Origin of the sequence: Cytobacillus depressus (assembly GCF_008923245.1) — a bacterium.
Classification (GTDB): domain Bacteria; phylum Bacillota; class Bacilli; order Bacillales; family Cytobacillaceae; genus Cytobacillus; species Cytobacillus depressus.
On sequence record NZ_WBOS01000005.1, the window covers coordinates 199,383 to 217,018 of the forward strand.

The 17,636-nt window shown below is 36.8% G+C and carries 15 protein-coding genes; 5 read left to right on the forward strand and 10 right to left on the reverse strand.

Annotation, left to right across the window (positions count from 1 at the left end; translation table 11 throughout):
• Positions 1–66: 66 nt before the first annotated feature.
• The 3 genes from F7731_RS13750 to F7731_RS13760 all read right to left on the reverse strand — a co-directional run bounded on the left by F7731_RS13750 (position 67) and on the right by F7731_RS13760 (position 3,339).
• The gene (locus tag F7731_RS13750; RefSeq protein ID WP_151535361.1) at positions 67–660 is read right to left on the reverse strand and encodes a cell wall hydrolase; all 594 of its coding nucleotides are present in this window, start codon (positions 658–660) and stop codon (positions 67–69) included.
• A 357-nt stretch (positions 661–1,017) separates the two neighbouring features.
• Positions 1,018–1,509 (reverse strand): CDP-diacylglycerol--serine O-phosphatidyltransferase, encoded by a 492-nt coding sequence (gene pssA, locus F7731_RS13755; protein WP_151535362.1) that lies wholly within the window; start codon positions 1,507–1,509, stop codon positions 1,018–1,020.
• A gap of 240 nt (positions 1,510–1,749) precedes the next feature.
• Positions 1,750–3,339, reverse strand: coding sequence for a vanadium-dependent haloperoxidase (locus F7731_RS13760; RefSeq protein ID WP_246197212.1), 1,590 nt, complete (start codon positions 3,337–3,339; stop codon positions 1,750–1,752).
• A 1,034-nt stretch (positions 3,340–4,373) separates the two neighbouring features.
• On the opposite strand from F7731_RS13760, the gene F7731_RS13765 reads away from it, so the two are divergent.
• Positions 4,374–4,541, forward strand: coding sequence for a Fur-regulated basic protein FbpA (locus F7731_RS13765; protein WP_151535363.1), 168 nt, complete (start codon positions 4,374–4,376; stop codon positions 4,539–4,541).
• Positions 4,542–4,757: 216 nt separating this feature from the next.
• Here the strand turns inward: F7731_RS13765 and F7731_RS13770 are convergent, their stop codons facing one another.
• Positions 4,758–5,366, reverse strand: coding sequence for a poly-gamma-glutamate hydrolase family protein (locus F7731_RS13770; RefSeq protein ID WP_151535364.1), 609 nt, complete (start codon positions 5,364–5,366; stop codon positions 4,758–4,760).
• Between the two features lie 343 nt (positions 5,367–5,709).
• Here F7731_RS13770 and F7731_RS13775 point away from each other — a divergent pair, with 343 nt between their 5' ends.
• Entirely contained in the window at positions 5,710–7,311 is a 1,602-nt protein-coding gene (locus tag F7731_RS13775; protein ID WP_151535365.1) for a C40 family peptidase, read from the forward strand.
• Positions 7,312–7,524: 213 nt separating this feature from the next.
• On the opposite strand, the gene F7731_RS13780 is transcribed toward F7731_RS13775, so the two are convergent.
• From F7731_RS13780 to F7731_RS13790, 3 genes are all read right to left on the reverse strand, one after another.
• Positions 7,525–9,954: a heavy metal translocating P-type ATPase gene (locus F7731_RS13780; RefSeq protein ID WP_151535366.1), complete on the reverse strand. Its 2,430-nt coding sequence runs from the start codon at positions 9,952–9,954 to the stop codon at positions 7,525–7,527.
• Positions 9,955–10,039: 85 nt separating this feature from the next.
• Positions 10,040–10,246, reverse strand: coding sequence for a copper chaperone CopZ (gene copZ, locus F7731_RS13785; protein ID WP_151535367.1), 207 nt, complete (start codon positions 10,244–10,246; stop codon positions 10,040–10,042).
• A gap of 14 nt (positions 10,247–10,260) precedes the next feature.
• Positions 10,261–10,608: a metal-sensitive transcriptional regulator gene (locus tag F7731_RS13790; RefSeq protein ID WP_151535368.1), complete on the reverse strand. Its 348-nt coding sequence runs from the start codon at positions 10,606–10,608 to the stop codon at positions 10,261–10,263.
• A gap of 147 nt (positions 10,609–10,755) precedes the next feature.
• On the opposite strand from F7731_RS13790, the gene F7731_RS13795 reads away from it, so the two are divergent.
• Genes F7731_RS13795 through F7731_RS13805 form a run of 3 tightly spaced genes read left to right on the forward strand, consistent with a single transcriptional unit; the run spans position 10,756 to position 13,349 of the window.
• A complete protein-coding gene (locus F7731_RS13795; protein ID WP_151535369.1) occupies positions 10,756–12,120 on the forward strand; it encodes a HAMP domain-containing sensor histidine kinase in 1,365 nt (454 codons plus the stop codon).
• Positions 12,121–12,126: 6 nt separating this feature from the next.
• Positions 12,127–12,810 carry a response regulator transcription factor gene (locus tag F7731_RS13800; RefSeq protein ID WP_151535370.1) on the forward strand — a complete coding sequence of 228 codons (684 nt, stop codon included), beginning with the start codon at positions 12,127–12,129 and terminating at the stop codon, positions 12,808–12,810.
• 8 nt (positions 12,811–12,818) lie between these two features.
• Positions 12,819–13,349: a TVP38/TMEM64 family protein gene (locus F7731_RS13805; RefSeq protein WP_246197213.1), complete on the forward strand. Its 531-nt coding sequence runs from the start codon at positions 12,819–12,821 to the stop codon at positions 13,347–13,349.
• 313 nt (positions 13,350–13,662) lie between these two features.
• Here F7731_RS13805 and F7731_RS26730 read toward each other — a convergent pair whose 3' ends face one another.
• The 3 genes from F7731_RS26730 to F7731_RS13825 all read right to left on the reverse strand — a co-directional run bounded on the left by F7731_RS26730 (position 13,663) and on the right by F7731_RS13825 (position 17,570).
• Positions 13,663–14,199, reverse strand: a complete 537-nt coding sequence (locus F7731_RS26730) for a CueP family metal-binding protein (protein ID WP_212031189.1) — start codon at positions 14,197–14,199, stop codon at positions 13,663–13,665.
• Between the two features lie 104 nt (positions 14,200–14,303).
• Positions 14,304–15,809: a multicopper oxidase family protein gene (locus tag F7731_RS13820; protein WP_151535374.1), complete on the reverse strand. Its 1,506-nt coding sequence runs from the start codon at positions 15,807–15,809 to the stop codon at positions 14,304–14,306.
• Between the two features lie 303 nt (positions 15,810–16,112).
• Complete coding sequence (locus F7731_RS13825; RefSeq protein ID WP_151535375.1) at positions 16,113–17,570, reverse strand: DUF4153 domain-containing protein; 1,458 nt, start codon at positions 17,568–17,570, stop codon at positions 16,113–16,115.
• Between the last annotated feature and the right edge of the window lie 66 nt (positions 17,571–17,636).

Here is a 17,636-nt window from a genome sequence, read left to right on the forward strand (position 1 = left end):
AATATGCACTACTTCTAAAAATAAAAAACGCCAATCAACTTAGGTGATTGGCATGCTTGTATTCTTTTATTTTGCAAATCGATGTTTTCCAATCGTGACCGTTACTTCACGTGAAAAAATCCATTTGCTTGTTGACGTTTTTGGATTAAAGAAATATAAAGATCCTTTTCCTTTTCCTCTGAATGCCAAAGCTTCTTCAACGGCTCTTCTTGATTCCTGGTCAGGTGCTTGATTAATTGTTCCATTTTGAACAGGAGTAAATGCATAATGACCGCTGACTTTTTCATAGATGACGCCTGATACCGTATTTGGGAAAAGTGGACTATCAAGGCGATTTAAGACAACTGTCGCTACTGCAACTTTCCCTGCGTATGGCTCACCCACCGCTTCCGCACGTACAAGTTTTGCAATTAACTCACGATCTGCGGCTGAAATTGGGTTAGGAATAACAATTTTTTCCCCAGCATAAAGCAAATCGCTCGTTCTATTATTGGCTTTCTTCAAAGATAGCACAGTTGTTCTATATTGATTGGCAATTGTCCAAAACGTTTCTCCATTATGTACAAGATGAGTAGATGCTGCTGCATTCGATTCTGCGGCAAAACCGAAAAGTGTTATTGAAAGTGTTCCCGCAATTAATAATTTCTTCAGTTTCCTCATGCTAGTTACCCTCCTAAAAATTCTTGCTTACTAGTAGGCTAGCATATGTAACATAGTGAATCTTGGTCCAAAAATTGGAACGAGAGGAAAATGGAGATTTATGCCCATAAATACTGAAACGAGCGTATTCGCGGTAAAAAGTGGGTATAGTTTTCGGGGTATTTCTTTTACAAAAATCGGATGATATATGACAATTTTATTTCGTCTTTGTTACATGAATTCTAGTTTATGGATTTGTTCCTTTTCATAATCGACTGATAAATAATAGCTCTATTCGAATAATCACACCTCATTATTTTCCATTAAAGGCCAGCTCTCTACCATTTTAGTATGAGGAGTTGGCCATGGGAATTCTATTCAAAGTTTTTTTACCCTAATGGGACTTACCATTAAGAGAGCAAGGATTAAAGTGATCCATGCATTGCTATAAGTAAAATACCCCATACCAGCTAAAGGCAATCCAGCAGCTGGAATCGGCAAGCCTTTAAAATAGCCAATGGTTGGTTTAACACTAAATTTAGCTAATCTTAATGCCCCCATCGTTGGGAAAAGGATAAAGGCCAATGAAGTAAATAAGGACGGCGCAGCAATCGAATGAAATAGTAGTGCTGGAGCCACTCCGAAACTAACAATATCAGCTAAGGAATCCAATTCTACCCCAAATTCACTATTCACTTTTAATTTTCTCGCGATCCTGCCGTCAAACAGATCAAACACCGCCGAAATGAAAATAAAAATCGCCGCTGCTTCCAAAAAACCGCTCATATTAAACGTAATTGATAGCACTCCACATATTAAATTACCAATCGTAAATAAATTAGGAACGACTTTTACTATCTGATTAAACAAGGTAGCCCTCCTGACGTTAACCAACCCTATTTAGATAGCATTTTCTAATACCTCATTTGATATTCTTAAAAAGACATGATATAGAATGATTTTATATGGCTGTTTTCTATACAAATCAATATAGGATCTCCAAGAATCACGAGCTTGTCCGCGTATTTTTTTTGAAAGGAAAAGCTTGATCAGTTTTTTTGCCGGTACAGTGATCACTAATATTTTTACAAGGATATCGAAATAAACCCTTCAGATTATTATGGTTGTTCCATCTAATTTGGTGAGACAGAAGCCAAAAAAATCCTCATTGTAGGTCTTCCTGTAATCTTTAAGGATTCCAATAGCAATTGCTTCTCCAAGCTTCAGACCCTCAGATCCATCGGAACGCCAATGAACACCGGCATTGTCACGACCAAGTGCGATATTTGAGGCAAGTTTATTCAACTCCCCTCCTATCGTTAATGGTTGACCTGAGTATGGTAATAATGAGAGACCATCAGCACTTGCTTCGACAGGATTGGGGATGATAAATGATTCGTTAAAGAATGCCTTTAGCATTGTGATCCCTGCCCCAGCAACACAGGCGTGACCAGCAGGATAGGCTGGATGGGTAGGACAGCCTTCTGGATAGGCCATCGGCAAAAGGAAAGTCCCAAATGTACTAAAAACCTGAGATACAGCCTGTGAATTCAATAGTTCTGAGTTGATAGGATAGCTCGCTGCACCCGTTAAATGATTGTGCACACGTCCACCAAACTCTTCCGGCCGAAGTCGGCGATGGATAAGAAATTTCTGGAACCAGGCAGCCTCTAAGGCTGTCCGTGCTGCCCTTGCTACAAAATCAAGAATATGTGGAGGACCAAAAGTAATAAAACCCTCTTGTGTCAAAGAAGTGAGATACGGGTTGGTTCGATCTAACGCTTCCCGCCCAAAACTTAAAAGAATCAAACAAGCAGCGAGAAAACACTGGTAAGTAAAGTCTTTATGAACCCACTCGCCTAAATCACGACCATTGCGGATAAATCGATGGGTAGAATCGAAAACGTTTGAGGAGGAAGGAGTAAATCCATTTTGGATATTCAACCATTCTTTATACAAAGTCAGATGGTCATCATTAGCCACAGTAGTGCGATATTGCTGGACGATTGTTTTGGCTCCGAATGGAATGTCTTTCCACAAGAATTGGGAGAGGTAGGGTCCTACTAGATTATCTGGATTTTTCCCGCGGAACAAGGTATCGGCCGTGACTACTCCATTGACCTTCGGACCTCGAAAATCAGAAAAATTCGATAGATCTGAAGCAGCCGCGAAGATTAGCTGATTAGTGTTGTACTCTTTAAAAGGCACATCTCTGGTTAGAGCCTGCCAATAAACTTCGGCCATCTCACTCGCCTCCCAAGCGCTACTAAATGCTGGGGGGATAGCAATACTCAATTGATGAGAATCAGGGCCCACTAAATCGAATACATAAGCAGCTTGGGGATCGACTAGCTTGACAAAACCTCCTAGAGGTATGAGTTCAAAATCATCCGGATTACCAGTTTTTAACGCCTTCATCATTGCCTTATAGGCATCGAGATTAACTTCGCCAAGGGCATTGTGTGGTAATCCTTTGGAATAGTTCCCAATTTTACATAAAAACAAATCTTCATCGTTATTACATTGATGGTTTGAAAGAGGAAGGTTCTTTTGAAAAAGCGCTGCTCTTTGTCGGGTTAGAAATGCCTGTTGCCTACGCTTCAATGGATTTATCGGCCCAATTTCACATTTTTTTTTAAAATTGTTCTTTGCATCTCGACTCTTACTAACCTTTTTTCTAGAATGTCTATTTATTTTCATTTAACATCCCCCATATATTTTATTTATCAATTTAAAACGCTTTAGGTAATTCAATACCTATTCAACAAAAAATCGGAGTTAAGCTACCTTTTGCAATTGTCCATTTAATAATCTATTGTGAGACATAAATATTTTTTTTTGAATATATACACTTATTCTATGTTAGAAGGGATGAACTTGCTTTAGGCTAGTACAAAATAAAAATATAAAATACCTGATAAAGATAAATTGCAGACTTTATACAAACCCAGTACCTATGGTACTATTTAGCCGGTTAAAAAAATTGAAGTCAATGTAATTCGTAACGCACAGCACATCACAACGATATAGAGAAAACCTTTGTTATCTAAACAGGATAATAACAATGGGGGCTGAATTTTTTTATAACGTTCAGCAGCAGTTTGATAGGTGAAAAATTATTCAAGAAACTATCGATTAACCTTTAAGGTATCGGTGTTCTGAATAGTTGTAAAGGACTTAATCTGGTCTTCATAGTTTCTCTGAATAGCCCTAATTGCCTGCTGCTGGCGTTCTACCTCCCCTTACATACGGCCGACCCAAAAACTACTTCATAATGTTATGAACTTCTTCCACTTTGAAAGACTGTGTTCCGTCTCCAACGACAACCACACTTTCGCTTTCACCGTTGTAATAGCGCATTACATGTTCTACATAGTTCACATCACCATAACGGCCCCACCACATCAAAAACGAAGATTGTTATAAACTTGACTGTGTTAATCATTTTCATTTAAAATTAACCTCTTGAAAACGATTATCATTACTAGTGATTTCTATTTTCTTTTGAAGTGGTAACTAGAATCAATTTACATATCGAAAGAAGACAAAAAATATGTGAGGCAATAAAGGAAATGACGATAATCGAGATTTGTGACTGGCGTGGGTGTATCAACGAAAAAAAGCTCGTAGAAGATGATGATGACAATAATCATTCTACCTGCCCTTGCTGTGGCTTGGATATTGTAGAAATACATGAGGTGCTCAAAATCATACTTCTGAAGGAGAGATTTTAATTGGAAAATATTTCAGATAAAGTGATACTTAGTGAAAAACAGCTGATCATTCAAAAGTTACTAAATATGGAGTTTTATAAATCATCGGATGATCGTCAGTTATACGAGTTAACATTACAAGAATTAAAACATGAGTATGATAAATATATGAAAAACAATTTTAGCTAATAGTACGAATAAGGACATACTTTTGGGGTAGAGGGAAGCACCATTTCCTCATCCCCTTTTCTGCAAAATCTTGTTTTGAAAAACTTTTTTTGTTAGTGACATCCAACAAGATTCTTAATATAGCCTTTGAAAAAGAACTGGCACCCCAAAGATACCTGTTTATGCCGTAGTATGTCTCGGGGCAACATAGGCCCCGTTGTTTTATATTGCATCTGATTAACCCATGGCTTTCTGTAATGCTTTTACGTATTTCTTAAATACGTCTGTTGTATTTATCCGGTTAGCTCGACTAGTATCCGCGTTGATAAAAAAGGCTTGCCTTTGTAAAGTGCTAATCTCTAATTGAACACCCTTCCCTCTAGATGTACGATTAGTGATATTTTTAGGTTCAGTACCTGATAGTCCATCTCTTGCAACTCCTGCGGAAAATCCTTCTGTTTTAAGTTCTTTTATCACCCTGTCTCTTAGATTGTAATCTAATCCACCGACATTTGTGTGTTTCATTGAAGTATCATTATACCCGTGTAACGCCATAGAATATAACGATTCTCCTACCATTTTTAAAGCGATTGGTTCGTCAAAATGGGTAGATGTTATATGAAGAATACTGTTTCCACTTGGCTTCATACCATCGAACTCATACCAGTTATAAAATGAGGTCGCTACAGCCTTTACCAATTCCGATGTTCCCGGTTCAATACCGCCGCCATGCGGAGTAAAAATAATGGTTTTAGATCCATTCACCTTATGATAATGAATATCATAGTCAACTCCTTTTACCTCCACAGCTGCTAATTCTTTATAATTCGCGTAAGTATCAGCCATTTATCCCCATCCTCCTTACCACTCGTTAACTCAAATGCCCCCAAAATTGGTACAGTAGTTTTCGAACTTCCGATTTTACTCAAACCTACTGAATATTCGTCTACAATTGGGTCAAGATTGCACTACACTCTATCCCCTTTTTCCCCCTCCCTCCCTTCACTTGCTTTTGTGAAATATCCTAGTTTTTGTTTAAAAGATTTCATATATTCTCATCTTAGCTGCTTTTATTTGTTGTCTACAATAAGATTCTGCATACCTTCTAAAAAACAGGCATAGTTTACTATTGCATCTGGTCTTCGTTGTTTGAAATAATAGAAAAGTCAAACAAGGGGGAGTGAATGAGATGTCAAAATGGCAAAATACAAGTTTTTTTCTAGCAACCTTCTTTTTATCCTTTTTCTTTGTTCATACGGTCTTCGCAGCTGAAGATTTCAGTATTTCAAAGACAGCTCAACAATATCTTGGCGTTCCTTACACAATAAATGGTCAAGATCCCAATCAAGGATTTAGCACTGGCGGATTAACTCACTATGTCTTTAAAGAAGCGAAAAACGTAGATTTACCTTTATACCCAAAGGAGCAATTTAAACTTGGGAAAGCTGTAGACAGGAGAGATCTCCAGCCTGGTGACCTTATCTTTTTTTCAGGGACAAGTAAGTCAGATGTGACAAGTGTGGGAATATACAATGGAAATAATGAAGTCGTCATTAGTTCTGTTTCAAAGGGAGTCTTAATAACTAAGCTTTCAGATGGATCTTACTATGGCGATAGGTATATTAGCGCCAAACGAATTAATACCGATAATTTATATCAAGTCGAGCATCCTTTAATAGTAGAAGCCATGAAGTATGTTGGAACAAACTACTCAAGTAATGGCAAAACGCCTGATGATGGCTTTATTTCTGCAGGATTCATTCATTTTGTATTTGGAACATCTTTAAATCTCAAACTTCCTGAAGTTTCTAGTGAACAATGGAGTTTAGGAGCGAACATATCTAAAGAAAATCTTCAGCCCGGTGACGTTCTTTTCTTCAAAAATACGGATACAGGAAGAATTACAACAACCGCTTTTTATGTAGGAAATGGAAAAATGATTTACAGCTCTGTTTCAAAGGGGATCACGATCATCGATATTGAACATTCTTCTTATTGGAATGAGCGTTATTATGGAGCGAAACGAATAACTAAAGTTCCCGATATTGATCAAAAAGACCCGCTAATCGCAGAGGCTTTAAAATATATAGGCGCCCCTTACGTTGAAGGTGGTAAAACACCAAAAGGATTTGACTGTTCTGGATTCACAAAATATGTATATGAAAAAGCGATGGGAATTCACCTGCCTGAAGCCCCTGAACAACAATGGCTTCTAGGTACACCAGTTGAAAAGAAAGATATAGAAATAGGAGATCTTGTATTCTTTAAGGATACCCACCGCCCAGGCATTTCACATGTAGGAATATATGCAGGAAACAATCAAATGATACATGCTTCAAGAACAAAAACAGCAAAGGTAACAACCACTTATTTGTCCAATAGTTTTTATACAGAAAAGTTCGCTGGAATCAGACGAGTGAAACATCTTCAACTTTCTAATGAGGTCCCGGTTATCAAAAAGGCAACAGACCTTCTAGGAACTCCTTATCTACCAGGTGGTACAACTCCGATAGGATTTGATACTGGTGGTTTTGTCCAATATGTCTATCAACAATTGGGTATAGAGTTACCTCGTTATGGAAAAGACATGCTTCTTAAAGGAACAGAAGTGAAGGAAGAGAATCTGCAGCCAGGAGACTTGGTGTTCTTTAAATCCAACAGCATCATCCCCTCCATCTATATGGGAGATGGAAAAATTGCAGTAGTTTCAAGTAGCGAAGGTGTTCGAATTGTTAATTATAAAGTAAGCTCTTATTGGGGACCTATTTACCATAGTGCAAGGCGCATTTGATAAATGGTTAACTACAGAATGGCAGATTGCTATTATTCCTTCTTTTCCTCTTAATAAGCAGCTATTTTTCTATGCGGAGAATGAAGCAAGAAAAGAGTAAGAGCAGCTATATTCACTGCTCTTACTCTTTATTTTTTCTTATATCTACCTTATATTACAAAAATACAGCCCTTTCCCAGGTCACATTTTTTGCTTTTACCATTTATTTTGGCCTTATAATTTAACCCTTTGAAGACGAAGTGCATTTAAAACCACAGAAACAGAACTGAAAGCCATAGCTGCTCCTGCGAGCCAAGGTGCCAAAAATCCAATCGCTGCAATTGGAATTCCGAGCGTGTTGTAGGCAAAGGCCCAGAATAGGTTTTGTCTTATATTTCGAATTGTTTTCTTGCTCATAAAGATGGCATCGGCAATGCTGTTTAAATCTCCGCGGATTAACGTAATATCCGCTGCTTCCATCGCCACATCTGTTCCTGTTCCGATTGCCATACCGATATTAGCAATCGCTAATGCAGGCGCATCATTAATCCCATCGCCAACCATCGCCACTTTCTTGCCTTGCTGTTGAAGTTTTTTTACTTCCTCAGCTTTTCCTTCTGGAAGCACCTCGGCAATTACATGATCAACTCCTGCCTCGTTAGCAATAGCTTTTGCTGTCTGCTCATTATCACCAGTAATCATGATGACATCTAGCCCCATCTCTTTCAAGCGTTTAATAGCCTGTGCTGATGTATCTTTAATTGTATCTGCTACGGCAACGATTCCTGCATATGATCCATTTATCGCTGTTAACATCGCTGTTTTCCCTTGTTTTTCAAGTGCAATCATATCATTTAAAACATGCTCAATTTCAATATTATATTTCTTCATTAAACGACGTGTCCCAATTAAGACTTCTCTTCTATCCACAATTGCTTTAATGCCATAGCCAGGAATGGCCTCAAATTCATTAACATCCTTTAGATCAATATTTTTTTCACGGATTCCTTCGACAATTGCTTGAGCAAGCGGATGTTCAGACTGTTTCTCTGCAGACCCGACCAATGATAAAAATTCTTCTTCGGAAAGATCAGTCATGACATCCGTTAAGACTGGCTCCCCATTCGTTATCGTGCCTGTTTTGTCTAAGATGACTGTATCGATATGGTGTGTCTGCTCAAGATGCTCACCGCCTTTAAAAAGGATGCCTTTTTCCGCTGAACGACCTGAGCCTGCCATGATTGAAGTCGGAGTGGCAAGACCAAGCGCACATGGACATGCAATCACAAGGACGGCAATCGCAGGCTGTAGAGCTTCTGCAAAGTCTCCCGGTGCAACAAATAAATACCAAATAAGGAAGGTAAGAATTGCAATCCCGACAACAATTGGAACAAAAATTCCCGAGATTGAATCGGCAAGACGTTGAATCGGTGCTTTTGAACCTTGTGCTTCTTCGACCACTTTAATTATTTGTGCAAGAGCTGTGTCTTTCCCGACTTTAGTTGCCTTCATTTTAATAAAACCATTTTTGTTTATGGTGGCACCAATTACTGTATCACCTACTGTTTTATCGACCGGAACGCTCTCACCTGTAATCATCGATTCATCAAGAGCAGACTGTCCTTCTAAAATTATGCCGTCTACGGGAATCTTTTCACCGGGTTTTACTAACACGATGTCTCCTGCTATAACTTCTTCAAGCGGAATTTCTACTTCTCGCTCATCACGAATGACTTTTGCAGTTTTCGCTTGTAAGCCCATCAATTTCTTAATCGCTTCAGAAGAGCGCCCCTTCGCTTTTGCTTCAAACAGCTTTCCAAGAATGATTAGTGTGATAAGGACGGCACTTGTTTCAAAATAAAGGCCAATCGGATGGGTGTTCTTTCCGATCGTTTCCATTGTTAAATACACACTGTAAAAATATGCAGCAGATGTTCCTAGTGCAACCAACACATCCATATTGGCACTTTTATTTCTCAATGCTTTATATGCCCCTACATAAAACTGTTTTCCTATAATAAATTGGACAGGTGTCGCTAAAGCCATTTGCACCCATGGATTCATGAGTATGTCGGGAACATAGAGGAAGGAAGTGAAGCTGAAATGACCTACCATCGTCCAAAGAAGCGGGAGGGAAAGTATCATCGAAAAAATAAACTTTCTTTTTTGTTTCTCAATTTCTTTAAGACGATGGTCGACCTCTTCTTTTTCATTTTCTTCACTTTTGATAGTTGCTCCATAGCCTAGTTTTCCGACTCTTTGGGTCATATGTTTTGGTGAAACAATTGCTGGATTATACTCCACTGTTGCTTTTTCGAGAGCGAGATTGACTGTTGCACCAGTGACCCCTTCCATTTTATTAAGGCCTTTTTCAATTCTTGTTGCGCACGCCGCACAAGTCATGCCAGTGAGGACTAATTCCGTTTTATCGGTAACGACATCATACCCGAGATCTCTGATTTTTTTCTGTATGTCCGCATGGCCTGTTGCAGCTGCGTCGAATTTGACTGTCGCCTTTTCGAGGGCGAGGTTGACGTTTGCGTCTGCAACTCCTTCCATTTTCTTTAATCCTTTTTCAATTCGGGTGGAACATGCAGCACAGGTCATGCCAGTTATTTGAAACTGACTTTCTTGTAATTGTTTTTCAAGACTTTTTTCACTCATATCCAAACCTCCTATACCTATATGGGGTATATTTTTTTGAAAAAGAGATCGTGCTTATTAAGCACGGCCTTTTTTCAAAATTTTATTAATTTACATCATAACCTTGGTCATCAATTGCTTCTTTTATTTTATCCAAAGATACTTCATTGGAACGATATTCTACATCAACCGTTCCATTTTTCAAATCTACTTTCACGCTTTCAACACCGGCTAATTCTCCAACACTTCCTTCAACTGCCTTCACACAGTGCCCACAAGACATACCAGTTACATTTAATGTTACTTTTTCCATTGTTCAACAGCTCCTTATTTTTTCATTAATTTTTGAATGGTAATTAGGACCTCATCTAGTACTTCCGTATCTCCTTCTTGAAGGCGATCCACAACACAAGTTTTCAAGTGGCCTTCAAGCAGAATCTTTGCCACGCTGTTTAAAGCGGATTGAGTAGCTGAAATTTGTGTAATCACATCATCACAATAAGTATCTCTTTCGATCAATCCTTTAATCCCGCGAATTTGACCCTCTATTCGATTTAATCGTGTGACTAGATTTTTCTTAACCTTATCTGAATGATGACTTTTTCTTTCACTTAAAGTGGAGCAACAGTTTTCATCATCGGAAAACAACGACTCATCTTCTAGATTGGATTTCATCAAATCCCTCCTTAATTTAGATTATATTATACCCCCGTATGGTATGTAAAGAGTGAAGTATATGATTTATATTTTCCCACTGCAAAGTTTCTTCAAACTTATCAGGTAAAATAGATATATATATAAATTTAAAACAGGTGGTCAAGTATGAACAAACTTTCAATAAAAATTGGGACGATGTTTTTCTTAATTATTTTCGGACTCGAAATATTTATGTTTTTCTTTTTACATTCTGCCATTGTTGAGTCTAGGATTGAAGAGGAGCTTTCTGCATTACAAGCTAGAGGGAATTCGCACAGAGCGATACTCGAAAAGCACTTTGATGCTGACACCATTTCCCATGTCACCCTGATGGAATCGGAAGCGAATACTGATGTCGTTATCACAAACGAGTCCGGAAAGGTGCTTGACTCTTCTGACGAAGTTGATCGGCTTAAAAAGTATCTTAAAATACCTTATGCTAATATTCCAAGGGAAGGAAAAATTATAGAAGGAAACTGGCGAGATGAACCACTTATTGCCACTGTCAGTCCAGTTGAACAAGGTGGAAAAGCTACTGGCTTTGTTTATATGTTCCAAGACACAAAATCAGTTCATAATTTAATTGATCGTCTTAATGAACATTTTCTTTTGGCGGGTTTGATTTCGGTTAGCCTGACAATCATTATTATTATTTCTCTTTCAAAAGCTCTTACTAAGCCACTTATCATAATGAAGGATGCAACTTCACAAATAAGTAAAGGTAACTTCGAAGTTACATTGCCAAAGAGAGGAAATGATGAGTTAGGAGATCTGTCTAAATCCATCAAATTACTCGCAAATGATTTGAAGTATTTAAAGAAGGAGAGAAATGAATTCTTAGCAAGTATTTCCCATGAGCTCAGAACCCCTTTAACTTATATTAAAGGATATACAGATATTGTCCTAAAACGAAATCTATCAATTAAAGAACGACAAAAATACTTGAATATTATTCTAGAAGAAACCAATCGTCTTTCGATTCTAATTAAAGATTTATTTGATTTAGCAAAAATAGACAAAAACACTTTTGTCATTGAAAAAGAACAAATTAACTTATATGAATTCCTTTTATCTATTGAAAGAAAACTTTCCCCGGCTTTTTTGGAGAAAAAAATGAACTTAAGGATCAGTTGCCCTTCTAATGTTATTATTCTGGCAGACCCCTCAAGATTGGAGCAAATCATCTTAAACCTTTTAGATAATTCAATGAAATATTCTTATGCAGATACCGAAACAGCAATAAATGTGTCAAAAGATAAACTTTCTGTTCAAATTTCGATAAAAGATAATGGAAAAGGAATACCAAATGAAGATATTCCGTATATATTTAACCGTTTTTATCGTGTTGATAAAGCTCGTACTAGATCTTTAGGAGGTTCTGGGCTAGGACTTGCCATTGTGAAAGAACTTATTGATATGCATGACGGAGAAATTATAGTTAAAAGCGAATTAGGAAAGGGAACCGAGTTTGCAATAATTTTTAAGGGGTAGAAAACGATGAAAACTATTATTTTAGTTGATGACGAACCACTTATGCTTGATTTACTATCTCTTTATTTATCGCCTGCAGGGTACAAATGTATAAAAATGACTTCTGCTATCGAAGCTATTGCCTATTTAGAATCCCGCCAAGCTGATCTCATTTTACTTGATGTCATGATGCCTGAAATGAATGGATGGGAAGCATGTCAAGAAATAAGTAAACATTGGGATATTCCAATAATTATGCTTACCGCAAGAGCTGAGAAACCTGATATTGTAAAGGGATTAAAAATTGGGGCTGATGATTATATTTCAAAACCATTTGACGAAGAAGAATTAATGGCTAGAATTGAGGCTGTATTGAGAAGAAATAAAATTGAAAACGCCAATATTACATTTCAGGGTCTTATTTTGGACATGAATTCATTTGTACTTCAGTTTAATAAAAAGGACATCCCCTTAACTCCTAAGGAATTTGGAATGATGGATTTATTTTTAAATAATATGAACAAAGTATTTACACGGGAACACCTTATTACTTCTATCTGGGGGTATGGCGTTTCAACTGAAGATCGGACGATTGATTCGCATGTTAGAAATTTAAGAGAAAAGCTACGAAAATCGGGTTTTCCCGCCGATAAACATCTAGTAACTGTTTGGGGTTTTGGCTATAAATGGGCTGGTAAGAGAGAAATATGAGAGCTTATTTGCTAGAATGGTTTCCTGTTAATCCAATACTCGCTGTTCTCTTTAGTTTGATAATTAATATGCTTATTGCTATATCTGGAATTTTGCCTAGCGCTTTTATTACCGCGGGAAACATCGCCTTTTTTGGCTTTGAGAAGGGGCTGGTGGTCTCTATTGCTGGAGAGGCAGCTGGAGCAATTGTAAGTTTTGTTTTTTATCGAAAAGGTTTAATAAAACTTTTACCTAGTTTAGAAAAAACAAAGTCTAGGCTTTTGTTAAAGTTGAAAAATACAGCTGGAGCAGAAGCAATATTTCTTGTACTTCTCCTTAGATTTTTACCGTTTATTCCTTCAGGCGCTGTAACACTCGCAGCTGCATTCAGTAAAATGGGGCTGGTATCGTTTAGCGTTGCAAGCACATTAGGGAAAATCCCATCTCTATTTATAGAAGCTTATTCTGTTAACCAAGTATTATCCTTAAAAACGGAATGGCAGATAGCTATTATTCTACTTTTCATTTTAACAAGCATTTATTTTCTTATGCGAAAATGAAACAATAAAAGAATTTGACATTTGTATTTCAAAGATTATTTGGTTGGAATGATGGGGTTTGGTCTATTTGGATGGATACTAAATCTAATCGTTATTGGAGTCGTTGTGTACTTTGCCGTCTAGCTTGCCTTATTGAAAATAATAATATTTAAACATTTCTTAAATAAAAGGATTGGTTCTGTCCAATCCTTTATTTTTGTTTTATTGGCCAAAACCATCTAAAATGTGTCCAATAAGTAGCTCCTTACATATCTAATTTGGCTAACGCATTTTTGCGATCCAAAAAACAAGAAAAAGCACCTGCATAGGTGCCTTAAGTTAACTGCATAGTTGTAATACAAGTACCATCATTCTCAAAAGTTGAAATTTCTGATTCCGATACTTTTCCATCATACTTAATCTTTATTTGATATGTTTTATCGCGTGGGAGCCATAAGTCGAAAAATCCATTAGATTGGGATTTAACTTTTTCGTCCAAAATTACATTACCTTCCATATCTTCAATGTATACATCAAACTCTTTTTCAACCAATTCACCTTGACAACCTGTCAAGCTATGATTCGTTCAAGGATGAGTTTTGTTCACGTAAGGTGCAATAGAAACGAAGAAGTCTTCCTCTGACAAGTCATAAGCTAACTTGTTTCCATTAGATTTCTTAACAATTAGCTGTTGGGAAGTAATCGAAGCAGACTTGCTCTTTATATTTCCTAAACTGTAATCACGCACTAATTCTCTAACGTTTTCAACTTCATTGTTATTTAAAGCAGCCTCTTCATTTGAACTAGACTGTCCACAACCAACTAATACTATAGAAATAAATAAAATTGCTAGAAAGGTTTTTATTTTCATCTTTCTTTCACCTCCTTATCATTTTAATCAATTAATCCATTAAAGAATTCTGTTTACTTGTAAAGAAGTTCTTCCTACATCCGAAACAATTATATAAACAAATATTAATTTACTTCAACTTGCCCCATCATTCCATTTTCCTCATGTTCTAACACATGGCAATGGAACATATAAATCCCTTTATTATTAAACTTTACAGCTAATTTTACTGTTTGACCGGCTTCAATTGCGATTGTATCCTTCCACCCGTGTAGGCTTGCAGAAGGTTCTTTCCCATCAATTGAAACGATTTTAAATTGTGTTCCATGAATATGGAATGGATGTATCATTCCACCCATCGCATCTGGCTTATTATAAATTTCCCAAGTTTCAGTTTCTCCTTGTTTTTGTGTGAAATCAATTCGGTTCATATCAAATTGTTTATCATTAATTGTTACGTGCATCCCCATACCAAAAAGTTCAAGTCTTTTAGAAACAGGTAAATTTCTTTCTTCATCTGTTACCGCAAAATCATTTAAATTTTCTAGAGATTTTGTTGTTTCTCTTGTTTTATGTTCACCTATTTTAAACGGTAGTAAAATATTACCCGCTTCATTAACTAAAGAAATATCGTTTTCTGCATTAAATTTTGAAAAATCAACAATTACTTCCGCTCTTTCACCAGGTGTTAAGGTAATTTCACTTATCGCTATTGGTTCATTTAAAAAACCGCCATCTGTTGCAATCTGTTGGAATGAATCACCTGTATTTAATTGGAAAGTATAGTTACGAGCATTTGATCCGTTCAATAAACGTAAACGGACTTTTTCTTTTCCAACAGTTAATTTTGGGTTTAGTGTTCCGTTCACTAACAATGTATCACCAATTGTTCCATCTTCGTTTAGGACTGCTTTGTAATTAAGTTGTTTTTTATCATCAAATTGTCGATCTTGAAACACTAATGGAAAGTCATTAACTCCATAATCATTTGGTAAAGCAAGACTTTTGGAATTTTCATCTTCCACATAAATTAACCCTGCTAAACCTTTATACACTTGTTCAGCTGTAGCACCTTCTGGATGCGGGTGGAACCACAAAGTCGATGCTTCTTGATTTACTGTAAATATCACGTCTTTTGATTTACCAGGTTGGATCAAATGGTGTGGACCTCCATCACCTTCACCCGGAATTTCTAAACCATGCCAATGGAATGTTGTAGGCTCAGATAACTCATTGCTTGTTTTAAATGTGACTGTATCACCCTTATTAACACGAATGACAGGACCTAAAAATGAGCCATTATATCCATATGTTTCTGTTTGAACACTTTTAAATATTTCAGTTGTTCCTAGTTGTGCAGCAATATGATAAATCCCATTCTTTTGTTCCAGCAAAGGTGGAATTGCTAACTCATTTTCCCCTGTTGAATCATTTAATGCTATAGGATTTATATGGCTCATATGACCATCCATCCCCTCCATTTCTTCCATCATCTTTTCATGATCCATATCGGAATGGTCCATAGCATGATTTGACTCAGATTCACTTTCTGATCTTGTATTCCCTGAACTACATCCTCCAATAATAATTGCGCTTAAAAATAATGAAGAAATCCAAAATTTCGAATTCATTTTGTTTCCTCCTTCATGTCTAGCTGTGGCTCCTAGTCCCTTGAGGTCATAAGTCAATCACCCATGAAGGTAAAGTACAACCTTCATGAAAGCTTGCCTTATGCTTTTCGGGGCTGAACAGTCGCCTCGCTTTTCTAATTTCAATGGCAAAAAAACTATATCAAATAAATATGGAGAAATTATGGAGTTTTGAGGCTGAAATAAAATAGAAAAATGTAAAAAAGATGCCATGAATTTTCGACATCTTGTTGTAACTTTTTCTACCTAATAGAATTGATATTGTTCTAAAAACCTATGTCTTTTTTAAAAAACCAATGTCCCCAGCTTTTCATATGCTTGGTTTCTTGTAAGATTGTGCGACTGCCAGGAATGGCTTTTTAAATACTCTTTCTCTACTTTACGCTGTATAAGTAACTCTTTCAAACCAGGAACATCAGGCTTCTTTTCATAAAGCTCAATTAACCCTAGGATTCCAGTTGCTGATAAGCTGTCTAGATAATGGATGTCAATTTTCCCCGTTGTCTCTAAGCGAGTCATATTTTTGTCCACAACAATCTGATCGAAGTTTACAATATTGATTCCAGCATAGTAAATGAGTGCCGCAATGAAATAAAAACGGAACAAAGAAAGCTTTTCAATCCAAATTTTTACGAGCGTATAAGCAAAGATAACCATTAGGAAAATCATAAAAGAATGGACAAGGATCCGCGTTAATGTAAAGCCATAAGCATCTTCATACATGGTCAATCGCATGAAAGCGGACGTAAGAAGAATTCCGCTTGATAGGACAAGAATTGTCAGAGCAAAGCTAATAGCCTTCTTCAAAAGTCTAGGCACCTTCTTTGTCACTTGAATGACACCAGTTGTTACAGTTAAGTTTATCATGGTGACAAAAAGCAGTTCAAAAAAGCCGCGGCGCGCATATTCAGCATATGTATAGCCATCATCGAGCGTGCCACTGAAAAAATATTTAAATTGGACGGCAACAAACAAGACATAGACCAAATCAAGGAGCAACAGCACGGTCAGTGTAATAATCCCGTCCATACTAATTGGCTTTATGGCATCCTGCTTTTGGACAATTTGAATATTTTTTTGCATTAGAGCTTGAAGAAAGCCAAAGAAACTGAAAGTATATATTAAAGTTATGATTATACGGAAAACATGCTCTCCGTTAAAGCTCAGCAAATCAGGAATTCCTCTTAAAAGCCTCTCGAATTGAGCATCGGCTGAAATGAGTAAAGTAAGGATAACAAATAAAAACGGAACAGAGATGGCTATTCCTATTAGGATTTTTTTCCACGCATCATAATGCTTTTCATTGCTACTTTGTTTTACTAGTCTAGCTGCCTGCTTAGTGAAAAGGGTATTATAAAGAATTCCATCCACAAGGCGCTTTAAAATGTAATAGATGAAAAAACAGTTACTCCATTCTAGTTTCTTCGGTGACGTTATCAAGGCAAGGTGAATAATCACAAGGCCAGGGATGACAAGACTATTAAATAAATTTAATAATGCTGTATCATATAGATAATAGCTTGCTGACAAAAGCCAAATTGAAATTAATAGCAAATATCCAAGCCGTTGATGTGTAAAGGAGAATTTCCTAAACCTCCAGAAAAATATTAAATAAAACACAACGATGGAAGCAAAATAGGATATGCCGATTGGGTACCTGAAAAATGCTTCTTCTGCAACAATACCTGCCAACAAGCACAAAAATAAAAAGAACCAGTCAACCCTTTTAATTTTCAACTCCATTTGTAAATCCTCCATTTTTAATAGATTATTTATATACATAGAATTTCTATGTATATGAGTAAAAAA

Bases quoted from the DNA above. Each gene is read 5' to 3' on its own strand.
- F7731_RS13750 (WP_151535361.1), bottom strand. From the start codon at position 660: ATGAGGAAACTGAAGAAATTATTAATTGCGGGAACACTTTCAATAACA.
- F7731_RS13760 (WP_246197212.1), bottom strand. From the start codon at position 3,339: ATGAAAATAAATAGACATTCTAGAAAAAAGGTTAGTAAGAGTCGAGAT.
- F7731_RS13770 (WP_151535364.1), bottom strand. From the start codon at position 5,366: ATGGCTGATACTTACGCGAATTATAAAGAATTAGCAGCTGTGGAGGTA.
- F7731_RS13775 (WP_151535365.1), top strand. From the start codon at position 5,710: ATGTCAAAATGGCAAAATACAAGTTTTTTTCTAGCAACCTTCTTTTTA.
- F7731_RS13780 (WP_151535366.1), bottom strand. From the start codon at position 9,954: ATGAGTGAAAAAAGTCTTGAAAAACAATTACAAGAAAGTCAGTTTCAA.
- copZ (WP_151535367.1), bottom strand. From the start codon at position 10,246: ATGGAAAAAGTAACATTAAATGTAACTGGTATGTCTTGTGGGCACTGT.
- F7731_RS13790 (WP_151535368.1), bottom strand. From the start codon at position 10,608: ATGAAATCCAATCTAGAAGATGAGTCGTTGTTTTCCGATGATGAAAAC.
- F7731_RS13795 (WP_151535369.1), top strand. From the start codon at position 10,756: ATGAACAAACTTTCAATAAAAATTGGGACGATGTTTTTCTTAATTATT.
- F7731_RS13800 (WP_151535370.1), top strand. From the start codon at position 12,127: ATGAAAACTATTATTTTAGTTGATGACGAACCACTTATGCTTGATTTA.
- F7731_RS13820 (WP_151535374.1), bottom strand. From the start codon at position 15,809: ATGAATTCGAAATTTTGGATTTCTTCATTATTTTTAAGCGCAATTATT.
- F7731_RS13825 (WP_151535375.1), bottom strand. From the start codon at position 17,570: ATGGAGTTGAAAATTAAAAGGGTTGACTGGTTCTTTTTATTTTTGTGC.